Below are 24,789 nucleotides of genomic sequence, written 5' to 3'. Positions count from 1 at the left end.
AATCGTGTCCGAAGCCGTGCTGAATCCGTCCAAGGTGTCCCGCGCCGGGGTCATGCTGATCAAGAGCTTCGAAGGCTTTCGCCCGCGCGCCGAACGCCGGGCCGACGGCGCCTGGGTCATCGGCTACGGGCACACCGTCTCCGCCCGTGAAGGCGGCTCTGTCTCGGAACCGGACGCCGAACTGCTGCTCCAGTACGACCTGATCCCGGTCGTGCGCGCGATCCGTGAGGCGGTGACGGCGCCCCTGAACGGCCATCAGTTCGACGCGCTCGCCAGTTTCGCCTTCTCCGTCGGGGTCGAGCGGTTTCGGGTGTCGGACGTCCTGGTGCTGATCAACGCCGGCAAGCCCCAGGAGGCCGCAGCCGCCATGGTCGGCTGGCATGACGACGCCGAAGCGCATCTGCCGCCCCGCCGGCGCACGGCCGAACGCGCCCTGTTCAGCGCTTCACCTAATGCGCCGGTCGCCTTGGCCGACCTGCTGACGCAGCCGCTGACGCCGTTCCCCGCCGCGGCCACGGAGCAAGATGGTCCGCCCGAGCCGACCGACGTCGCGCCCTTTCCTATCCAGGGCGATACGGATTTCGGAGCCGTGGCTCCCCAAGGTTTCGGCACGGACGGTCCCCTCGCCGCCCGTGATCCGAGGAAGGCGGTTCAGGCGTCCATCGACGCCGGGGCGGTTCTGAGCCTGACCGACACCCAGGCGTCCGATCGCCTGGTCCTGGCCACGGCCAACGACACCGCCGAGCCGGCGGCGAACGCCCCGGCCGAAACCCGCGTGGTCTGGGAAGGCGAAGCCACGCCCTCGCCCGCGCCTGAGGCTTCGTCGGACGGCGCATCCGACACCCCGCCGGCGCCCGTTTCGCGGGCCCGCGCGGACGCGGGCAGCCCGTGGCCCTTCTTCATCCTGGGGGCGCTGGGCATGGTGGCCCTTGGGGCCGCCGCGGCCGCCTTTCGTCGCGCGGCGCATCCGGGCGTGGGCGACACGGGGCTGATCGGGGTCGCCCTGAGCATCATCGCCATAGCCTGCATCGCGGTAGCGGGCTGGAACCTGTACCAGCGTTGGGGTCGGCCCCGCCGCTGATCTGCGGCGCTTGGCGAACAGCCGTGCGCGATGCTAGGCCTCACGGCATGAGCATTCCCTTCGCGCCGCAATCCATGGAATTCGGCCTCGGCGAAACGTCCGACGCCATCCGCGACACCACCGCCCGCTGGGCCGCCGACCGGCTGGCGCCGCGCGCCGCCGAGATCGACGAGAAGAACGAGTTCGCCCGCGACCTGTGGCCCGAAATGGGCGAGCTGGGCCTGCACGGAATCACGGTCGAGGAAGAGTTCGGCGGCCTGGGCCTGGGCTATCTCGAACACGTCGTAGCGATGGAGGAGGTGTCGCGCGCCTCCGCCTCGATCGGCCTGTCCTACGGCGCCCACTCCAACCTGTGCGTCAACCAGATCCGCCGCTGGGGCACCGAGGAACAGAAGCGCAAATATCTGCCCGGCCTGATCTCGGGCGAGCACGTCGGCTCTCTGGCCATGTCCGAAGCCGGCTCGGGCTCCGACGTCATGTCGATGCGCACCCGCGCCGAGAAAAAGGGCGACCGCTACGTCCTGAACGGCGCCAAGTTCTGGATCACCAACGCCCCCTCCGCCGAGACCCTGGTGGTCTATGCCCGCACCGGCGACGGCAACGGCGGCGTCACCGCCTTCCTGGTCGAGCGCGGCATGAAGGGCTTCAGCGTCTCCAAGAAGCTGGACAAGATGGGCATGCGCGGCTCCGACACCGCCGAACTGGTGTTCGAGGACTGCGAGGTTCCGGAAGAAAACGTCATGGGCGGCGAAGGGCGCGGCGCGGCCGTGCTGATGAGCGGCCTGGACTATGAGCGCGCCGTGCTGGCCGCCGGCCCGCTGGGCATCATGCAGGCGGCGCTGGACGTGGTCCTGCCCTACGTCCGCGACCGGAAGCAGTTCGGCAAGGCGATCGGCAGCTTCCAGTTGATGCAGGCCAAGGTCGCCGACATGTACGTCGCCCTGAACAGCGCCCGCGCCTACGTCTATTCGGTCGCCCGCGCCTGCGACCAGGGCAAGACCACCCGCTATGACGCGGCCGGCGCCATCCTGCTGGCCAGCGAGAACGCCGTGAAGGTCACCCTTGAGGCCGTCCAGGCCCTGGGCGGCGCGGGCTACACCAAGGAATGGCCGGTCGAACGGCTGGTCCGCGACGCCAAGCTCTACGACATCGGCGCCGGTACGAACGAAATCCGGCGCTTCCTGATCGGGCGGGAACTGCTCGGGGGCTGACGGCTTCCTCCTTCAGAAGGAGAAGCCCCATGCCAGCCAAGTCCGCCGCTCAACAAAAAGCCGCCGGCGCCGCCCTCTCGGCCAAGCGCGGCGACACGCCCAAGTCCGAACTGAAGGGCGCGTCCAAATCGATGATGTCGATGAGCGAGAAGCAGCTCGAGGAGTTCGCCCATACCAAGCGCAAGGGCAAGCCCGAGCACGCGGGCTGACCGCGACCCCGGGGCGACGACCGCAGCGAAATCGACGGCCTTTCCATTCGTTAAGTGGCGGCGGCGCACGTCGTCGCCTAAATGGCTCGAACCGTCACCTGAGCGCGCCGTTCCCTGATGCCCGAGACTGAAAATCAGAGCGACGCCAGGCGGTTCTCCGACGTGGTGGAGAGCCTTGCCGAGGGCGACGATCCGAAACTGACCCTGCAGGAACTGGTCTCGGCGTTCGGCGAGCGCGGCTTCGGCGCGATGATCCTGGTGCTGTCCCTGCTTGCGCTGCTGCCTTGGCCGCCGGGAGGCAAGGCGATCTTCGCAGTGCCGATCATCCTCATGTCGCTGGAACTGGCGTTCCAGCGCAATTCGATCTGGCTGCCGCGCTGGGCTCTGCGGGCTTCGGTCAGCCGGACCGCCTACCGCTCGGGCGTGTCGCGGATCATGAAGCTGATCCGACGGGTGGAAGCTTTGACGCGCCCGCGGCTGTCCTATCTGACCGGCGAGATCGCCGACGTCGTAACCGGCCTGGTCTGCGTGCTGCTGGCGCTCATGATGGCCCTGCCGGTTCCTTTCGGCGACATGTTGCCTGGCGTGACGCTAGTGCTTTTCGCCTTGGGCATGATGCAGCGAGACGGGGTGGCGATCCTGCTGGGGGCCGCCGGGACGGCGCTCTGCGTCCTCTACCTCCTGTTCGTATGGACCACCGTGGTGGAGGTCGCCCAGCACGTCTGGCTGTGGGCTTCGGGTCTGTTCTGATCACAAAAGAGCCGCCGCGTTTCCGCGACGGCTCTTCATTGTCTGACCGCGAACGGCCGGACCGCAACTCAGCCTGAAAGGATCAGGCCCGGGCCTCTCCGAGGACCAGGGTCGCGGCCACCGCACGCGATTGATGACAATGAGACACTGGATCACCTCCTTTCGACTGTTGAACAGGGAGATGAAAGGTAAGACGCGACAAGGCCTTGTGCAAAGAGGCATGCCGATTTCGTGAACGCGCTGTCTCAGGCCGCCTGCTGCTGCCCCGACAGGCCCTGCATCATCATGCGGTTGAGGTCTATCAGATCCTGGAATGTCTCTTCGCCCCGCATGACCGCCGAGGAGTGACGGTTGACGAACAGGCTCAGCGAAATGATCTGGGCGCGCATCGAATGGCCCAGCGCATTGCCGGGACTTCCGCAGTCGGTCGCCAGGGCGCTCCACAGGCGACGGTTCCAGTCCAGCGCATCGATGCGCGTCGCGACATCCGCTGCATCCACGCTCGAGGCATGGACGAGCGCGCGCGTCACCTGGCCGAACAGGCGATACTCCATGTCGCGCGGGCTTTCAGTCCGGGTCGCCGCCGCCGTGTACGCCTGAACCGACATTCAGCACTCTCTCTTCGTATTCGACAATCTTACGGGCGGACATCAGGGCCTTGTAATATTCCCGCGCCAGGACGTGGCGTGACGCAGCGACGCACTCCGCCAGGACGTCCGGGTTACGGGTGGCCCCCATGAACTCGGTGATGCGCATGGCCATCTCGTCGTAGAACTTGGGCGCCGACGCCTCGTCCAGGTACATCATCATGATCGGGAAATAGATGCGGCGGGCCGGCGTCGTGACGTCCTCGGCCTGCATGATGTCCTTTTCCCGAAGGACGCTGGCCTTGTTCTGCAGGATCAGCACGCCGCGCCGATCGCCGTTCTGCACCACGGCGCCGTTCAGCACGAACTTCTCGCCCGGCTTCAGAGACAGCTTCAAAGGCATAGGCGATGCGCTCCCACGATCCGGCCGCGGTCGCTTGCGTCATAAGCCGACCAGAACGAACCCACGTTAAAGAGACAGGGTTAACCATCCCTTGTCCGCCCTCTTTCGGGGGAACGCCTGACCCCCGCCTCACGTTGTCGAAAGGAAGAGGAGGCGAACCATGCCCGACATCGATTATGACGACGATCAGGAACAGTCCGAAGTGTTCGACGAGACGCATCTCGACGACGAGGGCGACGGTGAGTTCCTGCTCGACGAAGCGGACCCGGTCCTGGACATGACTCAGGCCGACGGCGACGCTGACGAAGAGGCGTTCGACGAGGACGACATCGACATCGACGACCAGTTGGCGCTGGACGGGATCGAGCGTGAGGCGGACAGCCTGCTCGGCGTCGATGGCGAGACGCGGTCGCAGTCGGACGCCGACAGCAATGGCGCGCAGGCCAGCGACGAAGTCGAGTTGGTCTACTCCGGCCTTATGGAAAACGAACGCGGCGCCCAGGCCAGCGCCGCCCACTGGGAGGCCAAGCGTCTCTCGGACGATGACATTGAGGATCTGGGCTACGCCCCCGATTCGGACGCCGACACGGCGCGACAGTAAGGAGAATGACCATGGACTCGGACGCACGGCGCGACGCCGACACCAACACCCCCTATGCCAAGCGCACGCCGGACGAGGGCGGAAAGCCGGACCAGCTGAACGAGCAGAAGCGCAAGGCGGAGAACCGGCAGGAAGCCCTGATCGACGAAGGCGTCGAGGAAACCTTCCCCGCAAGCGATCCCGTATCGCCCAAGCACATTACCTGATCGCTGTTCAGGCGCAGCCCGATCCGCTAACCCGCTCCGTGACATTCACGGAGCGGGTTTTCCATGAGCCGGTTCGAAGGCACCGATCGCTACATCGCCACGGCGGACCTGAAGGTCGCCGTCAACGCCGCCGTCGCCCTGGAGCGGCCGCTGCTCATCAAGGGCGAGCCTGGCACCGGCAAGACGGTGCTGGCCTACGAGATCGCAAAGGCGTTCGACGCGCCGCTGATCACCTGGCACGTCAAGTCCACGACCAAGGCCCACAACGGCCTCTATGAATACGACGCCGTCAGCCGGCTACGCGACAGCCAGCTCGGCGAAGAGCGCGTCCACGACGTCCGCAACTACCTGAAGAAGGGCAAGCTGTGGGAGGCCTTCACCTCCCCGAAACGGCCCGTGCTTTTGATCGACGAAATCGACAAGGCCGACATCGAATTCCCCAACGACCTCCTGCAGGAGCTCGATCGGATGGAGTTCTACGTTCAGGAGACCGACGAGACGATCCGGGCCGAGGTGCGGCCCATCGTCATCATCACATCGAACAATGAGAAGGAGTTGCCAGACGCCTTCCTTCGCCGCTGCTTCTTCCACTTCATCCGCTTCCCCGACGCGGAGACCCTGTCAGCTATCGTCGATGTCCACTTCCCCGGCATCAAGCCGCGCCTGGTCGCGGAGGCGCTGAAGACTTTCTACGAGATCCGCGACACGCCGGGACTGAAGAAGAAGCCCTCGACCTCGGAGCTCCTGGACTGGCTGAAGCTGCTGCTGGTCGAGGACATCGACGCCGAGACTCTTCGCGAAAAGACGCCCAACAAGCTGATCCCGCCCCTGCACGGCGCCCTGCTGAAGAACGAGCAGGACGTGCACCTGTTCGAACGCCTGGCGTTCCTGAGCCGGCGTGAAGGCGGCCGGCCCGGCGGCTGAGATCGGATTACCTCGATTTCACTGGATCGCGCCGCATGCGGGCGCACAATGCGGATCGAAAAGAGGTTTTCGACCATGCGTCACATCCTGATCCCGTTGCTGTTGGCCGCCGGTGTCGCCGGCTGCGACGGCGAGAACGCTGTCCGCATCACCACGACGACGTCTTCCGACGATGCGGCCATGGGCGTGCTGAAGGTGGTGGATACGCTTCAATGCCCCCAGACCTCCGGCGAGCTTACCCGCAAGGGGTCCGCCGATCCGGGCGGCGCCACCTGCACCTACGGCGGTCCGCGAGGGTCCGAGGTGGTGCTGCATCTGGTGAAGCTGGACCAGACATCGGCCGATCAGGTGCTGGCGGACTTCGAGCGTCGGGTCTCGGCCGACATGCCTCAGGCGGCGGTTCGTATCGACGCCCGCCAAGGCGTGACCGGCGCGGAGACGGCCTCGGTCGAGGCGCCCGGCGTGAACATCCAGGCCAAGGGCGAAGATGCGACCGTCAGCCTGCCGGGTCTCCACATCCAGACCGAGGGCGACAAGGCCACCGTCAGGATCGCGGGGATCAACATCCAGTCCCAGGATGGCCAGGGCGTGCGCACGGAAAAGACTTCGGTGAGCGTCGACGCCTCGGGCGAAACCACCCAGGTTCGCACCAATGCGCCCGGCGACGGCACGCGCATGACCTTCCTTCTCGCTGACGACGCGGTCGAGCCGGGCGGCTGGCGTCAGGTCGGCTTCGAGGCGCGCGGGCCGGCGGGCGGCCCCCTTGTCATCGCGACGGTGCGGTCCAAGGATCGCCACGACCGGGTGTTCGACGCAGCCAAGACTCTGGTCGCGCTGAACGTCGGCGAATAGGCTTTTCCACGCCTTCTGTGGCCGATCATCCCCGTTCGCCTTGATCCCCGGCCCCCGATGGGCCACCTGACCTGCCCAAAGCCAGCAGGACGGACGACTTGGCCGAGCGCCCCCGGAAAAAGAACGAACCTCGCGCCTGGCAGCGCATGTTGTCGGGTCGCCGACTGGACCTGCTCGATCCCTCGCCGTTCGACATCGAGATCGAGGACATCGCCCATGGCCTGGCGCGCGTCGCCCGCTGGAACGGCCAGACGGTGGGCGAACACGCCTTCTCGGTGGCCCAGCACAGCGTCGTGGTTGAAGAGATCGCCGCCCACATCAAGCCGGGCCTCGACCCAAGATGGCGACTGGCCGCCCTGCTGCACGACGCATCGGAATACGTGATCGGCGACATGATCTCGCCGTTCAAGGCGGCGCTGGGCTCGGGCTACAAGGAGTTCGAGGCGCGACTGGAGGCGGCGATCCATGTCCGCTACGGCCTGCCGCCCAAGACGCCGCCGACGATCAAAACCCTGATCAAGAAGGCCGACAAGGCCTGCGCCTTCTTCGAGGCGACGCAGCTGGCGGGCTTCACCGAAAAGGAGTCCCTGGGCTTCTTCGGTTCGCCGCCGCCGGGCTACGCCCTGGTCATCGAGCCGCAGCCGGCCTCCATTGCGCAGGCCCGCTATCTGGAGCGATATCAGGTCCTGGCCAAGGCGGTGGGGCTGATCCCAGCGGATGACGCCTGGCACACGGAATAGGGCGATGGCGCAAGGGACGGAACAGGGCGTGCGCATCGGCCTGTCGGTCGTCGTCATGACGCTGAAGGACCGCCAGGTCGTCGTTCTGACCACGCCCGCCGAACACGGCGTCCGCGCCCTGCCCTTCGGCCCCTTCGATCCCGCCCGCGATCGCACGTTCGAGCGGGCCCTGCGCGACTATGTCACCCAGCAGACCGGCTTTCGCCTGGGCTTCGTCGAGCAGCTGTACACTTTCGGCGATGCCGGGCGCGCCTCGCCCCGGGCGACGCCGGGCCCCGACCAGCTGCGCGAAGTCTCGGTCGGCTATCTGGCCCTCACGCCGGATGCGGCCGGCGAACAGACGCACGACTCCCGCTGGGACGCCGTGTTCGACTTTTTTCCGTGGGAGGACCGCCGCGCCAGTGCTGCGGCGCTGTCGGCCGATGTCGTGGCGCGGCTGCTGGACTGGGCCGGCGCCGACCCGCTCCGACTGGCCCGCGCCCGCGCCCTGTTCGCCCTGACCCCGGATCATCGCTGGAACGAGGAAAGGGTGCTGGAGCGTTACGAGCTTCTCTACGAAGCGCGTCTGGTCGCCGAGGCCTTCCGCGACGGCGACCAGGCGGCCCCTGCCGACGTTCCAGGCAAGGTCATGGCCTCCGACCACCGGCGCATCCTGGCCACCGCGCTGGGGCGCCTGCGCAGCAAGCTGAAGTACCGTCCGGTGCTGTTCGACCTCACGCCCGGAACCTTCACCCTCTCCCAGCTTCAGACCGCCGCGGAGGCGGTGGCGGGCCTGTCGCTGCACAAGCAGAACTTCCGACGCGGCGTTGAGCGGACAGGCTTGGTCGAGGCAACCGGCCTTACGTCTTCGGCCACAGGCGGGCGTCCCGCAGAGCTGTTCCGCTTCCGGGGCGTCGACCCGCAGGCGGGCGCCGCGCCCGGCCTGTCGCTGCCGGCCCAGCGCTAGGTCGGATTTCTTTCACGGACGTCTTGCGATGCGCCGCGGCGCCCATTAGAGAGGCCGCTCGCTCAACCATGCCTTCATGGAAACGGCCTCGCGGAGAGGTGGCAGAGTGGTTGAATGTACCGCACTCGAAATGCGGCGTGCCTTCACGGGTACCGGGGGTTCGAATCCCCCCCTCTCCGCCATTCCGCCGAAAACGCCTGCTTACAAGTGTATGAAGGGGCGAGCCCGAGCGGGGCTGACTGCAGCGCCAGCTGACAAACGCCTCTGCAGCGGTGCGATCTCGGGACGGACTTAATCCCCTGGATTCGCTTAGCACTTGTCGCGGTGAGCAAGCCGCGGCGGGCGCGTCATAAAGCGCCAGAATGGCAGGCCTCGGGCCGAGCGCCTCACGACGACGATCTCGCCACCCAAGGCCCAGGCTGCGCTATTGGCGAGCTGGCGCATCGACCAGACCCCGTCCGGCTGCACAGACACCCCGACGCGCCGGGCCGAGCCTAAGGCGGTCGGCGCTCAGGCGGCGATATGCTTCATCTGCGGGTCGCGAGCCCCCGCCACGGCCCGGCCGATCGCCTCGACCAGAGCCACCGGCTCGATCGGCTTCGGCACATGGTCATCGAAGCCGGAGGCGAGATAGGCCTCGCGGTCGCCGACCCTCGCATTGGCGGTCAAGGCGATGATGGGGATCATCCCTCGTGCGCCCGGCAGGCGGCGGATCTGGTTCAGGGCCCCCGTCCCGTCCAGGACCGGCATCTGGATGTCCATCAGGATCAGGTCAAAGGCGTCGTCGGCGCACGCTTGGACCGCGGCCTCGCCGTCACCGACGACCTCGACGATGCAGCCAACGGCTTCGAGGAGGCATCGCGCCACGACCTGGTTGTGAACATTGTCCTCGGCCACCAGGATGCGAAGCCCCTCCACGCTCGTCGTCACCGGCGCGTCTTCGGCGTCAGCGATGGCCGGGGCCGCAGAAGGCGCATGGCCGAACACGCCGTTGAAGGTGAACATGGCGCCGGCGCCCTTCTCGCTGACCAGAACGATGTCGCCCCCCATCATCCGGGCGAGGCGGCGGCTGATGGCCAGACCCAGGCCCGTGCCGCCGTACTCTCGGGTGATCGAACTGTCGGCCTGGACAAACGGCTTGAAGAGCCGCTTCTGGGCGTCGGGCGAAACCCCGGCCCCGGTATCCGCCACGGCGATTCGGACCTCGTGTCGTCCATCCACCAGGGGGTCGATGTGGACCCGGACGTAGACGCCGCCCATGGCTGTGAACTTGACCGCATTGGACAGCAGGTTGTTCAGGATCTGGCGCAGACGATTCGCGTCGCCCACAAGCTGGGTGTGACAGACGCCGGAGACCTTCAGGTCCAGGAAGAGATCCTTCATTTCGGCGGCGGGACGCCACACATCCATGGCGTGGCGGACCACGTCCATCAGATCGAACTCGCAGGCGTCCAGCTCGAACTTGTCGGCTTCGATCTTCGAGATGTCGAGGATATCGTTGAGCACGACCATCAGGCCCTCGCCGCAGGTCCGGATGGTGCGGACGCGCTCGGTCTGCGCCTCGTTGAGGCCGCTCTGCTCCAGCAGGTGCGCCATGCCGAGCACGCCGTTCATGGGGGTGCGCAATTCGTGGCTCATCATGGCCAGGAAGGTCGTCTTGGTGCGGTTGGCCATCTCGGCCTCGAGCCGGCTGGCATGGGCCATTTGCAGGGCCCGTCCGCCGAGCAGGCAGGCGATGCCGGACAGCAAGAGAAGGATCAGGCTGGCGGAAACGGCGTGGACGTCTATGCGCCGATCCACATCGTCAAGGCTCGCGCGCAGTGCGACGGCATGGGCGCGCTCATGCGCGGCGAGCTGGTCGAAATGGTCCTGCATCTGCACCATCAACTCGCGCCCCCTGCCCTGGAGCACGACGCTGCGAGCGGCTTTGGGATCGCCCTCGCGGGCCAGGGCTATGGTCTCTCCCAGCTCGTCCAGCTTCCTGCCGGCCAGAACCGCCAGCGAGACCAGACGATTGGCTTGCGGCCCGTTATCGGAGAGTTCCGCCGTCAGCTCGTCCCGGAGTTCGCCGAGGACTTCGAAGCCCTGATGATAGGGGGCGAGATAGACGTCGTCGCCCGTCAGCAGGTAACCGCGCTGCGCGGTCTCCATGACGATCATCGTTGAGCGGGCGCGTTCGATCAGCAGCTGAGCGCGCAGCGCCCCGTCCAGCTCCCGCGCCAGACGGGTCTGGGTCGCTGACTCGCTCATCACCAGCCAGGCGCTGGCGAAGACCACCACAGGAATGCCTCCCAGGGCCACCCAGAGGGCGACACGCGAGCGGGTGTCGAGCTGAAGCATCTTTCGCAGGCGGTGAAGAACCCTGACCAGACGGCTGATCATCGCTCAGTGTCTCCGGAAGGAAAAATGCGGCGCGTGTCGGCCGTCGGCAGTGAAGGTTTGTCGCGTCTGCGGGCCAGCGGCTCCGCGCCGACGGAGCCAGGCGGATCGCAGGCGCGCTGATAGGCCGTCATCGCCGGACGCAGCACTTCACGCCCGCCTTCCGTCCGGCCTTTCAGAAACCCCGTCGTCGATAGGTACACGCCCAACCTCGCCATCTTTCTGATGGTTGCCGGTTCAGCTTACCGGCGGCTGGCCGGCTCGATAGATGGGATTTCTACGGTATGGGTCCGGCTCAGGCGGCGCGGATGATCCCTGCCTCATGGGCCAGGAGAAGGGCGCCGGGCAACGGCATCTTCAGCTTGTCCACGATATTGGCACGATGCATCTCGACGGTGCGCGCGCTGATGCCCAAGTCGTGGGCGATGGTCTTGCTCTGGCCGCCGTCGGCCAAGCCCTGCAGGACCTGGCGCTCCCGTTCCGACAGAGCCAAGGCCGCGCTGAGACGTCTGGCGCGGGCCTGGCTTTCAAGCAGTTCCACCAGCTTCACCCCGGCGCGTTCGAGCGCGTCCAGCAGGTCGGCGCGGCGGAAGGGTTTTGTCAGGTAGTCGACGGCGCCTGCACGGACCGCGGCCACGATTTCAGCCGCCGCGCCGCCTCCCGACAGAAAGACGACCGCCTGTGGCGCGCCCCGACGAACGATCTCCGCCTGCACGGCCAGCCCACCGGGTTCGGGCATCATCAGGTCCAGCAGCACGACGCCGGGCGGAAGATGGTCCAGCGCGTCCAGAAAATCCGAGGACCGCGTAAAGGCGGCGATGTTGATCGATTGCTCCCTAAGGGTGGCCTCGACCGTCCTCTGGATCAGGACGTCGTCATCCACAACGGACAGGTTCAGCGCAGCCGCGAGCATGATGAACCGTTTGACATAACAGGGTTAACAGGCTCTTTCCTCGCCTCGATGCAGGGGATCTTCATGACTAGTGCGTCGTTCGCGCGACGCGGCCTTTGGGTCGCGGCGGGGCTGACCGCCTTGTTGGTGACAATGGGCGTGGCCGGCGCCCTCTATCTGATGGTCGCGTCCGACCGGCTGCTGCACAGCAGCCAGGCGATCGACGGCCTCGACAACATGGTCGCCGGCCTCACCGATCTGGAGACCGCCGCGCGGGGGTACGCCCTGACCGGCGAGCCGGAATATCTGGAGCCCGCCACGCCCGCGCTTACCCGGATCGACCTGTCACACCGCCTGGCGGCGGAACAACTTGCGGGTCGCAAGGCCAGCATGGCCCATCTCGCCGTCATCCACGGCCTGATCGAGCGCCGCGTGGAAGTGGCCGACAGGGTCATCGCGGCGGTGCGCGCTGGCCGCCCTGACGATGCCGTCGCCATGATCCGGACGGGCGAGGGCCGCGTCCTGCACGATCAGGTCAGAGAGCACGTGCGTGAGTTGCGGCTGGTGCTTGACCAGGACATGGCCCGGTCCCGGGCGAGCCTGCGGGCCATGGTGATCGGACTGGTCCTCGCCGTTGTCCTGGTCGGGGCGATATGCTTCGGCCTCCTCTACCTTTCTTGGCGGACCTTGCAGAGGGCGATTCAGGCCGACGTCGAACGACAGCGCTCGGCGCGGCGCCAAGCGGGCATCGTGGATGATTCCCCGGACCTCATCCTCACGGCCCGATCGGGCCGCATCACCTTTATCAACGCAGCCGGGGCCCAGCTGTTGGGCTCCACGCCGCAAGAGCTGGTCGGACGCATGCTCGCCGGCGTCTTCGCGCCTGGCTCACCGTTCCCGCGCGACCACCTGCCCGCGCTCGAGGCCGCCGCAGGGGTGGCCCCTGTCGCCGTCAACGGCCTGATCGGCGCGCAGGGACAAACCGTTCAGGCGGCGGTGCGAGGCTTTTCGGCCGAGGGGATCGACGGGCTGGACGTCACCCTTATGGCTCGGGATGTCTCCGAGGTTGAGCGGCTGAACGCCCAGCTGCAACGATCGCAGAGGCTGGAGGCCCTTGGCAAGCTGACCGGGGGCGTGGCCCATGACTTCAACAACCTGCTGACCGTCATCACGGGCTGCACCGAAACCATGGCCGAGATCCTCGGCCGCCGGGAGGAAGAGGAGGAGCTGCTGGGACTGACCAGCGTCGTTTCCCAGGCCGCCGAGCAGGGCGCCGACCTGACCCGTCACCTTCTCGCCTTCGCCCGGCGCCAGCCCCTCAGCCCGCAACGCCTCGACGTCATGAAGGCGATCGTCGGGGCGACCCCCTTGCTCAAGCGTACGCTGGGCGAGGACATCGCCCTGACCACCCACCTTGCGGATGGCCTTTGCGACGTCGTCATCGACCCGTCGATGCTGGAAAATGCGCTGTTGAACCTGTGCCTGAATGCGCGCCACGCCATGCCGACCGGGGGGGCATCTCACCGTCGAGGCGGAGCAGATCGAGCTGGACCGCGAATACGCCAACTGGAACGAGGACATCGAACCGGGTTCCTACGTCCGGCTTTCGGTCACGGACGACGGCGAAGGCATGCCGCAGGCGGTTCTGGACCGCGCCTTCGAACCCTTCTTCAGCACGCGCGGACAGGGCGAGGGCAGCGGCCTGGGCCTCAGCATGGTCTACGGCTTCATGAAACAGTCCGGCGGCCACGCGAAAATCTACTCCGAGCCCGGCCAGGGCACGACAGTGAACCTCTACATCCCTTGCGCCGGCCTGAGCGCCCCGTGGTCAGAAGTGACCAGCGAGCCGTCCGAACTCCAAGGCGGCTCCGAAAGCATACTGGTTGTCGAGGATGATGAACTGGTCCGCCAGCACGTCGAGCGTCAGCTGCGCAATTTCGGCTATGACGTCGAAGTGGCCGCCAACGGCGCCGACGCCATGGACCTGCTGCGCAGCCGGGAGTTCGACCTTCTCTTCACGGACGTCGTCATGCCGGGCGGAATGAACGGGCGTCAGCTGGCCGACGCCGCGGTCGCACTACGGCCCGAGTTGAAGGTCTTGTTCACCTCCGGCTATACCGAAAACGCCATCGTGCATCAGGGACGCCTCGACCCGGGCGTTCACCTGCTGCAGAAGCCCTACCGGCGAACGGAGCTGGCGGCCGCCGTCCGCAAGCTCCTTGGCCGGACGTGACGAGGTGGGTGAACCTCTGGGGACCGGCGCCGTTGTTTCGACCGACATGACCGCTGAACTGCAAGCCGCCCCGAACCCGACCCACCAGATTCAGAACGCCCTCGCCCGCGCCATCTGTCTGCTCGAAGAGGCTCAGGACGCGGCCGCCGCTCAGCCATCCCTCATTGACGTTCTGGACCGGGCGATGGACGAACTGGTCGAAGCCGGCAGGCTGATCTCACGCGGCTAGCCGCGATCAGGCGGCCGCCTGCTGGTCAATCCGAATGGCAGGAAAGCCGGGGCTTCCTCGCCTATGGCGGCCACGCTGATCACGTGAACAAGGACGTGCGCGGCCGCTTCGGCGGCTCTCCAGTGCCGGGCCATATCGTCAGACGGTCGTCGCCGGCATGACGCCGCTCGCGTGAGAGACCAGGGCCGAGATACGTTTCGACTAGTTGCGAAGTGCGGAAGGGCTTAGGCAGGACATCGTCCGCGCCAAGCCGTCGGGCCAGATCCAGGAACGGCGTGCCCCCGATGCTTCCCCCGCCCGAAATGGCGAGGATCGGCACATCCGGCCTCGCGGACTTCATGGCCATGATCGTCTCCAGCCCTTCACGCTCGGGCATCACGATATCGGTGACGACGACATTTGGGCGGCCCGACATGAACCGTGCCAGGCCAACCCGACCATCGGCGGCGGCAGACACCTCGGCGCCTTCCGCAGTGAGTTGCGCGATCAGGCCGGACAACAGCGCCAAGTCGTCCTCGATCAGCAGGACGGATACCCCGGAAAGACTTTTAGGCGATGGGTTCTCTTCCATATCAACACCACGCTGTGGCCAGCTCTGCCGAGATCGAGACGGCATCACAGTCGGTGTGCCTTAAGATTCTGCTTCCGCCCCGCGCTCGTCCCTTCCGCGTCTCGCACGCAGCCAGCTTATGGCTGTCGGCGGACCGCCGCCTGCTCCCCGCTTTCGACTCGGATGGATGAAGGAGACATGAGCCTGGTCGAGGCGTTAGGGTCGCAGTTCGACGCAGCCCCTCGGCAGGGCGAGTTCAAGCTTGACGGCTTTTGTGGAACCGAACGGGGCCGACCGGCTTATGCTCAAGCTTCCGAAGGGGGATGGTGCGTGTGAGTTTTGTGGAGTGGGGCGTCCCTCAAGCGCCCAAGCGTGAGGCGAATGGGCCGGATACCCAGCTTCGGACGAGGCCCGATTTCCTGAGCGGCGGCGGAAGGGTCGGCGAACTCATGCGTTCGCTGGACTGGACCGGGTCACCTTTGGGCGATCCAGAGACTTGGCCCCAGAGCCTGCGCATTATCGCGCGGGTCATGCTGACCACCGGCTATCCCGCCTGCCTGTACTGGGGCCCGGATCGAGCGTTCCTTTACAATGACGCTTTGAGCGCCCTGCTTGGCCCGGAATGGGACCCACATGCGCTCGGGCGACCTGGAGCCGAGGTCTGGCCCGAAGCCTGGTCCGAGTTCGGCCCTCAGATCGACGACGTCATGCGGGACGGCGCCGGCCTGACCCGCACCGAAAGCCGCCGCTGGATCGTGCGCGACGGCGTCCGCCAGGAAACCTGGTGGAACACCAGCCTGAGCCCCATCGACGATCCATCGAGCCCGCAGGGCATCGGCGGCGTCCTTGTGATCACGACGGAGGCGACGGGCCAGCGTAGCTCGCGGGAGATCATGGCGGCCGAGTGGGCGCGTCTGCTTTCGGTCTTCGACAACTCCGCCAGCTTCCTCGCCATGGCCGAGGGACCGGACCATCGCTACGTCCTCACCAACAAAAGCTATCTGGCGCTGATCGGGCGCGAGAGCGTCGTCGGCCTGACGGTGCGGGAGGCGCTGCCGGAGGTGGTCGAACAGGGCCTGCTGGATGTGCTTGACCGCGTCTATGAGACCGGCGAGCCGTTCGTCGCCCGCAATCGATCGCTGATGTTCAACCGCGACAAGGGCGGTCCGCCAGAACTGCGCCAGTTGGATTTTATCTATCATCGACTGAGCGACGAGACAGGCCAACGGATCGGCATCCTGGTGGAGGGCCACGACGTCACCGAGATCGTCCAGCGCAAGGAGGCCCTTCGCGCGGCCAATCAGACGCTTAATGCGATCCTGGAGCATTCTCCGGATCTGATCTGCGCTCTCGGCGAGACCGGACAGATCAATCTGATCAGTTCCAGCTGCCGCGACATTCTCGACTATGCTCCCGAAGATCTGCTAGGCAGCAGCCTTCTCGATCTCGTCCACGCCGACGATCGTCTCCAGGCCTCTGCGGTGTTCGAGCAAGCGTCGCTTGGAACGGTCCGGAAGCAGGACTTCCGGCTGACCCGCCGGGACGGTCTGCCCGTCACCATGCGCTGGTCCGCCGTCCGCTCTCCCGAGCACAAGACGGTCTATGCCGTGGGCCGCGACGTCACCGAAGAGCTGAAGAAGGAACGCGAACTCCGCCACGCCCAAAAGATGGAGGCGGTCGGTCGCATCACGGCCGGGATCGCCCACGACTTCAACAACTTGCTGACCGTCTCGACGATCGCCGCCGAGGCCATCCTCGCCAACGCTGCGCAAAGTGAGGAGCAGAAGAGGCAGGCCGGGCTGGTTCTAGGCGCCGCTGAACGGGGGACGGAACTGATCAAGCGTCTGCTGGCCTTCTCGAGGCGGCAGTCGCTCTCGCCCGAGGTGGTCGACATTGCGGCCCTCCTGAGTGGAATGAGCCGTCTCATCGAGGCGGGCCTGGGCAGCGCGGTGCGGTTGACGCTGGACGTCGAGGAGGACGCGCCCCTGAGGTGCCGGATCGATTTCGCCCAGTTGGAAGCCGCGATCTTCAACCTGTGTGTGAACGCCCGGGACGCCATGCCCCAGGGCGGCACGATCACCCTCTCTGCCCGCGCGACGACGCTCGGCGCCAAGGAGGCCGAGGCGCTCGGGCTCTCGCCCGGCGAGTATGTCCAGCTTGCGGTGGCGGACACCGGCCTCGGCATGACGGCCGACGTGCTGGAGCGCGCCGTAGAGCCCTTCTTCACGACCAAGGGCGACCGTGACGGCTCGGGTCTCGGTCTCAGCATGGTCTATGGTTTCGCCCAACAGTCCGGCGGGCAGGTCGCCATCGCCTCCCGGCCGGGCGAAGGGACTTCGGTCAGCATTCACCTGCCCCGCACGGCCGCTCGGGCATCCGACGAGATGCAGCCAGCGGCGACGCCAGATCCGCAGCCCTCGGCGTCCCAGGCCGTCGCACATATTCTCGTGGTGGAGGACGACGACACCGTCCGGACCAGCGTCGTCAACTATCTGCGGGGGCTAGGCTACACCGTCAGCTCTGCGGCCGATGGCGTCACGGCTGCGGACCTGATCTGTCGCGACGGCAGCATCGACCTGTTGTTTACCGATGTGGAAATGCCGGGCGGGATGAATGGCCGTCAACTGGCTGACCGGAGCCGGCTGCTGAGGCCGGACCTGCGCGTGCTGTTCACCTCCGGCTACACAGAGGACGACATCATTTCGCGGGGCAGCCTGCGCCAGGCCGGGTGGCCGTTCCTCCAAAAGCCCTATCGCCGGGCGCACCTCGCCGCGGCGCTCGCAGACGCCCTCGGACAAAAGCCGCCGACGGCATGGGGCCGATGGGAGCCGACGCCTAGAAGAACCTAGGCGGCGCCAGGAGCGGATTCAGGAAAACGCATCGCGAGCACGCCCGGCAGGGCGTCGAGATCGGGCATGGCGAACAGGGCGTCGTGGCCGGAATGGTCGATGGTGATGGTGTCGGCGCGGTAGGGTTGGATCTTCATCGCATCGGCGCCCGCCGCCTTGGCAGCGTCGAGAACGTCGTGCTCCCTTGCGACCCCGCCACGCCAGCAGGAAAGGCTGCGTTAATCCTGTTTCGCCAAGGTGCCTCGAGGAGAAGGTGTTTGGCGATTCCGGTTAAAGATTTCCCCGTGCAGTCGCGACCTGCTCTTAAAGAGCTTGCGCGCGGTACGACGTCCGGCCCTCTCGCTGCGCTCGCACCGACCGGCGAACCCGGCGGCGCCGGAGCAAAGCCCTCAGCGAAGCCACAAGCCGGGCATCGCAAGGCGCTCAGCCGGATGAAGACCGGTCTGGAGGCCCTTGCTCGGCAGGACTACCCCACCGCCTCTACGCATATTCAGCGGGCGCTCGAGCTGGATGCGCGCAATCCTTTCGCCTGGCGAATGCTGGCCATCGCTTTCGAGAAGCAGGGCGAGTTCGCCAAGGCGTTCTCGGCGTATGAATCCGCCGCCCGGCTGGCGCCTGACGACGTCGCCGTCGTGCGCGACGTCGGCCAACTGGCGCAGCGTCTGGGCAAGCTCGAGCTCGCCGAAAAGCTGTTCAGGCGCTTCTTGGCCGGCGACCCCGGCAATGAAGAGGTCGCCAACAGCCTGGCCTGCGTCCTTCGCGACCAGAACCGATATGACGAGGCGATCGCGCTCCTGCGCGACATCATCAACGCCAATCCCGAGCGCCCGGTGCTCTGGAACACCCTGGGCTCGGTCTTGAGCGACAGCGGCGACGTGGCCGGCGCCATGGTGTTCTATGACGAGGCGCTGCGACTGGACCCCGGGTTCCACAAGGCCCGCCACAACCGAGCCTACTGCCTGACCGTTCTCGGCGAGCCGCAAAAGGGCCTCGAGGAGATGGAAATCGCGTCGCAAGGCCTGACCGATCCCCGCGAGATCTCCACGATCCGCCTGGCGCAGGCGTTCAACCAACTGCTTCTCGGCGACCTGACGGCGGGGTTCGAGGGATACGAAGCGCGATTCGACGCGAGCTCGGACGGCGTCGTCCGGTTCAAGGCGTTCGGCCAGCGTTGGGCGCCCGAGGATGACCTGCGCGGCAAGAACCTGCTGATCTACGGCGAACAAGGTCTGGGCGACGAGGTGCTCTTCGCCAACGTCGTCAATGACGCCCTGGACGCAATCGGCCCGGAAGGCCGGCTGTTCCTCGCCGTCGAGCCGAGGCTGGTGACGCTTTTCCAGCGCAGCTTCCCCCGCGCGGCCGTGCTTGCGTACAAGGGCGTCCGCCAGTTCGACACCCTGTTTCGGACCGTCGATCTGGGCGACCCGCATCCGTCGATCGATTTCTGGACCCCCGTGGCCAGCCTGTTTCGGCGTTTCAGGACCACCCTCGCCGCCTTCCCCCGTGATGGAGGGTTTCTCGTTCCGGATTCGCGGCGCGTGGCGCACTGGCGCCAGGTTCTCCAGGAGAGCGGGTCCGGCCCCTATGTGGGCCTGCTGTGGAAGAGCATGAACATGGCCGGCGCGCGCCGGCGCCACTATTCTCCGCTGGAGCTGTGGCGCCCCGTTCTCGAAACGCCCGGCGTCCGCTTCATCAATCTTCAGTATGCGGACGCCGAGGAAGACCTGGCCGCCGCCAGGGCGCGCGGGTGGGACATCTGGACGCCGCCCGGCATCGACCTGAAGAAGGACCTCGACGATCTGGCCGCGCTCTGCTCGGCATTGGACGCCGTCATGGGGCCGTCGACGGCGACGACCAATGTGGCGGGCGCGGTGGGCGCGCGGGTCTTTCTCAGCGCCGGCCCGGGCTCGTGGACAGGCTTCGGGTCGGATCAGGCGCCCTGCTACCCTTCCGCCCGCGTCTTCCACGCCAGACAGTTCGGTCAGTGGGAACCGGTCATGCAGCAGATGGCCGACGCCTTGGGCCAGGAGCTCCTGCCTGATCGGCATGACGCGCGGATCGCCGTCTGATGCGGCTTGAGGTCATCCGGACGCCGCTTGCGCGGAGCCGATGAACATGGAGCCCAAAGGCTTCATCCCCTACGGCCGCCAGTGGATCGATGCGGATGACGAGCGCGCCGTCCTCTCCACGCTCCGATCCGACTTCCTGACCCAGGGCCCCGCGACACCCCGGTTCGAGGCCGACCTCGCAGCCTACGTCGGCGCCCGGTTTGCGGTGGCGGTCAGTAGCGCCACGGCGGGCCTGCATCTGACCATGGCGGCGCTGGATCTCGGTCCCGGCGAAGGGATCACCACGCCGATCACCTTCGTGGCGACGGCCAACGCCATGGCCTACGTCGGATTGACGCCCGTGTTCGCCGATATCGACGCGGAGACCCTGAACCTGTCGCCCGTGGCCACGCGCGCCGCGATGACGGATCGAACCCGCGTCATTGCGCCAGTCCATTTTGCCGGTCGCCCGGCCGACATGGCCGCCTTTCGCCAAATCGCCGACGAGACCGGCGTCCGCATCGTGGAGGACGCCGCCCATGCGATCGGCTCCGAATATGGAACCGGCAAGGTGGGCGACTGCCGCCACTCGGACGCGACCGTCTTCTCGTTTCATCCCGTCAAGACGATGACCACGGGCGAAGGCGGCGCGGTGACGACCAACGACCCGGACCTGCACGAGCGCCTGCTCCAGCTCCGCTCCCATGGCGTAACCCGCGACCCCGCCCGCCTCTCAGACCCGCCGGGGACCTGGTGGTACGAGCAACAGATGCTGGGCTTCAACCACCGGATGACCGAGATTCAGGCGGCGCTGGGCTCAAGCCAACTGAAAAAACTGGATCGCTTCATCGATCGTCGGCTCGCCATCGTCGATCGGTATCAGGCCGCCTTCGCGGGGCTGGACTGGCTGCGCACGCCGCTGGCCCGAGGCTCCGACCGCATCGGCTACCACCTGTTCGTCGTCCAGATCGATTTCGAGCGTATCGGCCGGTCCCGCGCCGAAGTGATGGCCGCGCTCGCCGGCATGGGCGTCGGCTCGCAGGTGCACTACATCCCCGTTCCGCGTCAGCCCTGGTATCGCCAGACCTATGGCGAGCCCGCCGCCTTCCCCGCCGCCGATCGCTACTATGACAGGGCGCTCAGCCTGCCGCTGTTCCCCGCCATGACCGACGAGGAGGTGGAGCGCGTGATTTCGGCCGTCAGAGGCCTGGTGTCCGGGGACATGGCTTGAAGACCCTGGCCGTCATTCCCGCGCGTGGCGGCTCCAAGCGGCTGCCGGGCAAGAATATCCGCGACTTCGCCGGCAAGCCCATGCTGGCCTGGTCGGTCGAGGCCGCGCTGGAAAGCGGCCTGTTCGATACGGTCATGGTGTCGACCGACAGCGAGGAGATCGCCGACGTCGCTCGCGCCTGGGGCGCCAGCGTCCCCTTCCTTCGCAGCGCCAGGACCGCCGACGACCATGCGATCATACTCGACGTGATGGCCGAGGTGGTCGAACGCTATGAGGCGGGCGGCCAGCGGTTCGATCGCCTGTGCTGCATCCTCGCCACCGCGCCGCTGTTGCGCCCCTCGACCCTGAAGCGCGCCGCCGAATTGATGGACGCAGAAAGCTTCGACACCGTCTTTCCCGTCGTCGCCTTCGACTATCCCATTCAGCGCGCCCTGCGCCGCGACGCGATGGGCCGGACCGAGATGCGCCAGCCGGAACACTACGCCAGCCGATCCCAGGACCTGGAGCCCGCCTTCCACGACGCGGCGCAGTTCTACTGGATGACGCGCGAGGTCTGCGTAACCAGACAGCCGATCTTCGCCGGCCGCGCGGGCAGTTTCGTCATCGACGCCATGGACGCCCAGGACATCGACACGCCGACGGACTGGCGGCTGGCCGAGCTGAAGATGCAGTTGGCCCGGTCCGCTCAGTAGGCGGCCTGGGCGTTGAACGCCCGCATTTACTCGACCGTCAGGAAACGGGGAATTGGTCGCGGAATCGTAACGCTCCGGGACGGTGCGGACACACATCCGTCCGAACGAGCAGAGCCCCCCGTGATCAGTACTGACTTGTCGTCGAACACGGCGGTTCAGGCGCCCTCAAGCTGATGCTGCCCTCAGATCGCATCCGTGATTTGTGCCTCTGAGAAGCGCCCCGGACGGCTCTAACGCAAACTTTGGCATCTCCTGAGCAGCATCAGCAACACTCTCTAAGGCGCCGAGAGCCCCCGCGATCGCCCATGGCCTGTCAGTCCAGCAATGACCAGGCCAGCGGCGTGCCCTTCACAGCGTCCTGCCGCAGCCGGCGCCCGAGGAGCTCGCGATAGTGCCGGGGGTGGAGGCCGTCGCCGGGGCGAACGGAACGAAGGTTCTCGGGGGTCAAGGCCTCCCCCTTCTTCATGTCCATCGCGATGAATAGTGACCGGCCGAAGCGGCGGTTGATCAGGGCCTGGCCGGTGGGGCCAGACTGGACGCCGCCGATGGCTTGCTCAGCGATCCTGACGCCTTTGACTAGACTGGCGAACTCATCCGGCGTCAGCGAAAAGCTGGCGTCAGGCCCGCCGATGGCGCGGTCGAGAATGAAGTGCTTCTCGACCACCCGGGCGCCCAGCGCCACTGCGGCGATGGCGACCGCATTCTCGGTCGTATGATCCGACAGTCCCATTCTGAGGCCGAAGGTCTTCGCCCAGACCGGTATCGTCGCCAGGTTGGCGTCCGACGGCAGCGCCGGATAGGCCGAGGTGCATTTCAGCAGGGTGATGTCATGGTTGCCTTGCCGATGACAGGCCGCGATCGCCTCCTCGATCTCGCCCATGTTGGCGATGCCGGTGGAGATGATCATGGCGCGCCCCTTGGACGCCGCATGTTCGATCAGCGGGATGTCCGCGATCTCGAACGAGGCGATCTTGAAGATCGGCACGTCCATCTCATCCAGGAAATCGACAGCCTTGAGGTTGAACGGCGACGAGAAGAATGTCAGGCCGAGGCGATGGGCCTCCGCCTGGATCGGTGCATGCCATTCCCACGGCGTTTGAGCCTCAAGGTAGAGGTCGTGCAGTGTCGCGCCGTCCCACAGGGTTCCGTCGTTGATCTGGAAAGGCGTCGTTTTGCAGTCAAGCGTGATCCCGTCGGCCGTGTAGGTCTGGACCTTGATTGCATCGGCCCCGGCGGCGGCCGCGGCGCGCACGGTCTCAAGGCAAACCTCAAGCGAACCGCCATGATTGGCCGAAAGCTCCGCCACCATGAACACATGGTCCGGATAGGTGAAGCTCATGCCGCGTCTTCCTTGAATATGCTCGCCATCAAGGCCGCCCGATCAGAAGGCCAGTCGTCAGCCAACCGCGCCATACAGACAATATCCTGAAACTCGCCACCCTTCAGACGCGCTTTCGCAAGCAAGCCTTCACGGGTGAAACCAAACCGCTCGTGCAGCCGGACGACGCCGCCGTTGAAGGCGAACACTTCGCAGCTCAGCTTACGGATTCCAACGGGCCCGAACGCCTCGTCCAGCGCGAGCAACTCCATGGCGGCGCCCGATCCGCGCGGAGTGTCCGTCTCTCCCAGATAGAAGGCCCACTTGGCGCGGCCATGGACCCTGTCAATTTCGGTGAAGGATACGAAGCCGACCGGCCGGTCGCCGTACTCGAATATGCGATAGACGGCAGATTGGTCCGCCAGGCTTCGATCGAACCAACGGTCGTGCTCGTCAACCGTGATGATGTGGTCGCTGTACATGTTGGCGCGTATGCGATCCTGATTGCGCCACGACAGGACGAGGGCGCGATCCTCCTCGGCCATCGGCCGCAATCGGCAGTCGGCGTAACGCATCAGACGTGCTCCTGAACCCTGAACCGTTCGAGATGATCAAACAGACGTCGAACGCCCTGCCCGTCGACCACGCCTGCGGCTCTGGCGCCGATGCTTTGTCGCACGACGGGATCCCGCAGTTGAGCCATCGCCGCCTTCACTCGCGCCTCGAGGTCCGTGGCGCCCCAAACGCCCGCGACAATGTAGCCGCTCAAGGCCGGCCAGTGATCGAGATTGGCCTTCTGGTTGGCGGCGGTTCCGACGAGGATGGCCGGCGTTCCACACCGGGCGAGTTCGAACACCGTCTGCCCCGCACTGCTGATTGCGATGTCCGCGGCCTGCATCAGGGACGCCATGGCGGCGGCGTCGATCGCCTGATGGACGGAAACGCCGGGCATCACGGGCGGCGCCGGCTGGCCGGCGCCCAGCACCAGATCAATGCTCGCCGCAGGGCAGGCCTGCCGAGCCAGAAGGGCGATGGGCACGCCGATGCCGTGCAGATCGCCGCCGCCGAAGATCACCAGAATCCGTTCGATGTCAGGCCGCACGGCCAGGCGCTCCGGCAGATCCCAGAACGGCGGCCGCAAAGGCTGCCACGACGGACCGTTCAGCACCCTTTCGCTTCCGCACCGCTCGGCGGCCGGCCGATCCGGCGCCGGATGAACGACCACGCCCGACGGATAGGACGAGCCCAGGTCATCGATGAAGACTGTGACGTCGGAATTGGATGCGATCGTCGCCATAGCCTCGGCCGAGGCGACATAGCTGTCGACTAAAGCGATCTCCGCCCGAAGACCGCTCGGGATCTCCCCGTCCTCCTGCCAGCGACGCCGGATCACGTCCTGCCCGGGGCCGATCGCCGCGACAGCGACCGCATCACCGTCCAGAACCCAGCAAACCTGTCCGCCTCGCAGCAACCAGCCTTCCGCATAGGCGCTGCACCGACTGACGTGGCCGAGCCCCCTCACCCGATCACCTTCGGTGAACACTATAAGCAATCCCGGCGTAGTCATCGCGGCGCGCCGGAATGAGGCAGACCTTGTTGGCGTTCGGTCATCCGCCAATCCACTTTGGCGTCCATGTCCTGAACCTCGATTACGACGCGGGTCACTGCGTCTAATGCTCCCGCGAAAGGGGTCGGTGGCGTCGCCCTCTCGGCTAGCTACGCGATTTGCCCCTGCGATGCACGACTGTTGAACTGACTAAGTCTCAACAAGCTGTGGCGATGGTCAAAGTCGCCGCACGAAGACTCTCACCATAGAGTCGACGCTCCGTTGCTTTGCCGCCCAAACCCTAACCGCTCG

General features: G+C 66.4%; 25 protein-coding genes, 1 tRNA gene and 1 pseudogene. 18 read left to right on the top strand and 9 right to left on the bottom strand.

Annotated elements, in window-relative coordinates; translation table 11 throughout:
• The first annotated feature begins 4 nt into the window (after positions 1 to 4).
• The 4 genes from ACE3PU_RS09580 (at position 5) to ACE3PU_RS09565 (ending at position 3,251) form a co-directional block, all read left to right on the top strand.
• Positions 5 to 1,081, top strand: coding sequence for a lysozyme (locus tag ACE3PU_RS09580; RefSeq protein WP_374389107.1), 1,077 nt, complete (start codon positions 5 to 7; stop codon positions 1,079 to 1,081).
• A 47-nt stretch (positions 1,082 to 1,128) separates the two neighbouring features.
• Positions 1,129 to 2,292 (top strand): isovaleryl-CoA dehydrogenase, encoded by a 1,164-nt coding sequence (locus ACE3PU_RS09575; RefSeq protein ID WP_374389105.1) that lies wholly within the window; start codon positions 1,129 to 1,131, stop codon positions 2,290 to 2,292.
• Between the two features lie 29 nt (positions 2,293 to 2,321).
• Positions 2,322 to 2,501, top strand: coding sequence for a DUF3008 family protein (locus ACE3PU_RS09570; RefSeq protein ID WP_374389103.1), 180 nt, complete (start codon positions 2,322 to 2,324; stop codon positions 2,499 to 2,501).
• Positions 2,502 to 2,618: 117 nt separating this feature from the next.
• Entirely contained in the window at positions 2,619 to 3,251 is a 633-nt protein-coding gene (locus ACE3PU_RS09565) for an exopolysaccharide biosynthesis protein (RefSeq protein WP_374389101.1), read from the top strand.
• Between the two features lie 245 nt (positions 3,252 to 3,496).
• Here ACE3PU_RS09565 and flaF read toward each other — a convergent pair whose 3' ends face one another.
• Positions 3,497 to 3,859, bottom strand: coding sequence for a flagellar biosynthesis regulator FlaF (gene flaF, locus ACE3PU_RS09560; RefSeq protein ID WP_374389099.1), 363 nt, complete (start codon positions 3,857 to 3,859; stop codon positions 3,497 to 3,499).
• Positions 3,819 to 4,241, bottom strand: coding sequence for a flagellar biosynthesis repressor FlbT (gene flbT / locus ACE3PU_RS09555; RefSeq protein ID WP_374389097.1), 423 nt, complete (start codon positions 4,239 to 4,241; stop codon positions 3,819 to 3,821). The genes flaF and flbT overlap by 41 nt, the downstream gene beginning before the upstream one ends.
• 160 nt (positions 4,242 to 4,401) lie before the next feature.
• Here flbT and ACE3PU_RS09550 point away from each other — a divergent pair, with 160 nt between their 5' ends.
• The 7 genes from ACE3PU_RS09550 to ACE3PU_RS09520 all read left to right on the top strand — a co-directional run bounded on the left by ACE3PU_RS09550 (position 4,402) and on the right by ACE3PU_RS09520 (position 8,692).
• A complete protein-coding gene (locus ACE3PU_RS09550; protein WP_374389095.1) occupies positions 4,402 to 4,842 on the top strand; it encodes a hypothetical protein in 441 nt (146 codons plus the stop codon).
• A gap of 11 nt (positions 4,843 to 4,853) precedes the next feature.
• Positions 4,854 to 5,048 carry a hypothetical protein gene (locus ACE3PU_RS09545; protein WP_374389093.1) on the top strand — a complete coding sequence of 65 codons (195 nt, stop codon included), beginning with the start codon at positions 4,854 to 4,856 and terminating at the stop codon, positions 5,046 to 5,048.
• A gap of 63 nt (positions 5,049 to 5,111) precedes the next feature.
• A complete protein-coding gene (locus ACE3PU_RS09540; protein ID WP_374389091.1) occupies positions 5,112 to 5,972 on the top strand; it encodes an AAA family ATPase in 861 nt (286 codons plus the stop codon).
• Between the two features lie 75 nt (positions 5,973 to 6,047).
• Positions 6,048 to 6,824 carry a methyltransferase type 11 gene (locus ACE3PU_RS09535; protein ID WP_374389089.1) on the top strand — a complete coding sequence of 259 codons (777 nt, stop codon included), beginning with the start codon at positions 6,048 to 6,050 and terminating at the stop codon, positions 6,822 to 6,824.
• A 98-nt stretch (positions 6,825 to 6,922) separates the two neighbouring features.
• Positions 6,923 to 7,564, top strand: a complete 642-nt coding sequence (locus ACE3PU_RS09530; RefSeq protein ID WP_374389087.1) for a YfbR-like 5'-deoxynucleotidase — start codon at positions 6,923 to 6,925, stop codon at positions 7,562 to 7,564.
• Between the two features lie 4 nt (positions 7,565 to 7,568).
• Entirely contained in the window at positions 7,569 to 8,510 is a 942-nt protein-coding gene (locus tag ACE3PU_RS09525; protein ID WP_374389085.1) for an NAD regulator, read from the top strand.
• 92 nt (positions 8,511 to 8,602) lie between these two features.
• A tRNA-Ser gene (locus ACE3PU_RS09520) sits at positions 8,603 to 8,692 on the top strand.
• Positions 8,693 to 9,020: 328 nt separating this feature from the next.
• Here the strand turns inward: ACE3PU_RS09520 and ACE3PU_RS09515 are convergent.
• A complete protein-coding gene (locus ACE3PU_RS09515; RefSeq protein WP_374389083.1) occupies positions 9,021 to 10,892 on the bottom strand; it encodes an ATP-binding protein in 1,872 nt (623 codons plus the stop codon).
• A gap of 292 nt (positions 10,893 to 11,184) precedes the next feature.
• A complete protein-coding gene (locus tag ACE3PU_RS09510; protein WP_374389081.1) occupies positions 11,185 to 11,802 on the bottom strand; it encodes a response regulator transcription factor in 618 nt (205 codons plus the stop codon).
• A gap of 48 nt (positions 11,803 to 11,850) precedes the next feature.
• On the opposite strand from ACE3PU_RS09510, the pseudogene ACE3PU_RS09505 reads away from it, so the two are divergent.
• Positions 11,851 to 12,648 (top strand): annotated as a pseudogene (locus ACE3PU_RS09505) (CHASE3 domain-containing protein); the annotation flags it as partial.
• Between the two features lie 21 nt (positions 12,649 to 12,669).
• Here the strand turns inward: ACE3PU_RS09505 and ACE3PU_RS09500 are convergent.
• Positions 12,670 to 13,278, bottom strand: coding sequence for a hypothetical protein (locus ACE3PU_RS09500; protein ID WP_374389079.1), 609 nt, complete (start codon positions 13,276 to 13,278; stop codon positions 12,670 to 12,672).
• Here ACE3PU_RS09500 and ACE3PU_RS09495 point away from each other — a divergent pair.
• Positions 13,268 to 14,014, top strand: a complete 747-nt coding sequence (locus ACE3PU_RS09495) for a response regulator (RefSeq protein WP_374389077.1) — start codon at positions 13,268 to 13,270, stop codon at positions 14,012 to 14,014. The two genes, ACE3PU_RS09500 and ACE3PU_RS09495, sit on opposite strands and share 11 nt — an antisense overlap.
• Before the next feature lie 46 nt (positions 14,015 to 14,060).
• Positions 14,061 to 14,243, top strand: coding sequence for a hypothetical protein (locus tag ACE3PU_RS09490; RefSeq protein ID WP_374389075.1), 183 nt, complete (start codon positions 14,061 to 14,063; stop codon positions 14,241 to 14,243).
• A 79-nt stretch (positions 14,244 to 14,322) separates the two neighbouring features.
• Here the strand turns inward: ACE3PU_RS09490 and ACE3PU_RS09485 are convergent, their stop codons facing one another.
• Entirely contained in the window at positions 14,323 to 14,814 is a 492-nt protein-coding gene (locus tag ACE3PU_RS09485) for a response regulator (protein ID WP_374389073.1), read from the bottom strand.
• A gap of 428 nt (positions 14,815 to 15,242) precedes the next feature.
• On the opposite strand from ACE3PU_RS09485, the gene ACE3PU_RS09480 reads away from it, so the two are divergent.
• The 4 genes from ACE3PU_RS09480 to pseF all read left to right on the top strand — a co-directional run bounded on the left by ACE3PU_RS09480 (position 15,243) and on the right by pseF (position 21,613).
• Entirely contained in the window at positions 15,243 to 17,642 is a 2,400-nt protein-coding gene (locus tag ACE3PU_RS09480; protein ID WP_374389071.1) for a PAS domain-containing protein, read from the top strand.
• A 92-nt stretch (positions 17,643 to 17,734) separates the two neighbouring features.
• Positions 17,735 to 19,711, top strand: a complete 1,977-nt coding sequence (locus ACE3PU_RS09475; RefSeq protein ID WP_374389141.1) for a tetratricopeptide repeat protein — start codon at positions 17,735 to 17,737, stop codon at positions 19,709 to 19,711.
• Between the two features lie 46 nt (positions 19,712 to 19,757).
• Complete coding sequence (pseC, locus tag ACE3PU_RS09470) at positions 19,758 to 20,921, top strand: UDP-4-amino-4,6-dideoxy-N-acetyl-beta-L-altrosamine transaminase (protein WP_374389069.1); 1,164 nt, start codon at positions 19,758 to 19,760, stop codon at positions 20,919 to 20,921.
• A complete protein-coding gene (gene pseF, locus ACE3PU_RS09465; protein ID WP_374389067.1) occupies positions 20,918 to 21,613 on the top strand; it encodes a pseudaminic acid cytidylyltransferase in 696 nt (231 codons plus the stop codon). The genes pseC and pseF overlap by 4 nt, the downstream gene beginning before the upstream one ends.
• 313 nt (positions 21,614 to 21,926) lie before the next feature.
• On the opposite strand, the gene pseI is transcribed toward pseF, so the two are convergent.
• Genes pseI through ACE3PU_RS09450 form a run of 3 tightly spaced genes read right to left on the bottom strand, consistent with a single transcriptional unit; the run spans position 21,927 to position 24,549 of the window.
• The gene (gene pseI, locus ACE3PU_RS09460) at positions 21,927 to 22,952 is read right to left on the bottom strand and encodes a pseudaminic acid synthase (protein WP_374389065.1); all 1,026 of its coding nucleotides are present in this window, start codon (positions 22,950 to 22,952) and stop codon (positions 21,927 to 21,929) included.
• Positions 22,949 to 23,506: a UDP-4-amino-4,6-dideoxy-N-acetyl-beta-L-altrosamine N-acetyltransferase gene (pseH, locus tag ACE3PU_RS09455; protein WP_374389063.1), complete on the bottom strand. Its 558-nt coding sequence runs from the start codon at positions 23,504 to 23,506 to the stop codon at positions 22,949 to 22,951. Before pseH ends, pseI begins: the two co-directional genes overlap by 4 nt.
• Positions 23,506 to 24,549, bottom strand: coding sequence for a glycosyltransferase (locus tag ACE3PU_RS09450; RefSeq protein WP_374389061.1), 1,044 nt, complete (start codon positions 24,547 to 24,549; stop codon positions 23,506 to 23,508). Before ACE3PU_RS09450 ends, pseH begins: the two co-directional genes overlap by 1 nt.
• Positions 24,550 to 24,789 lie beyond the last annotated feature (240 nt).

Origin of the sequence: Brevundimonas sp., from assembly GCF_041911375.1 — a bacterium.
In the GTDB taxonomy this organism is placed as follows: domain Bacteria; phylum Pseudomonadota; class Alphaproteobacteria; order Caulobacterales; family Caulobacteraceae; genus Brevundimonas.
The sequence above is the reverse complement of the archived record's forward strand: the minus strand, read 5'-3'. Positions and strand labels throughout refer to the sequence as shown.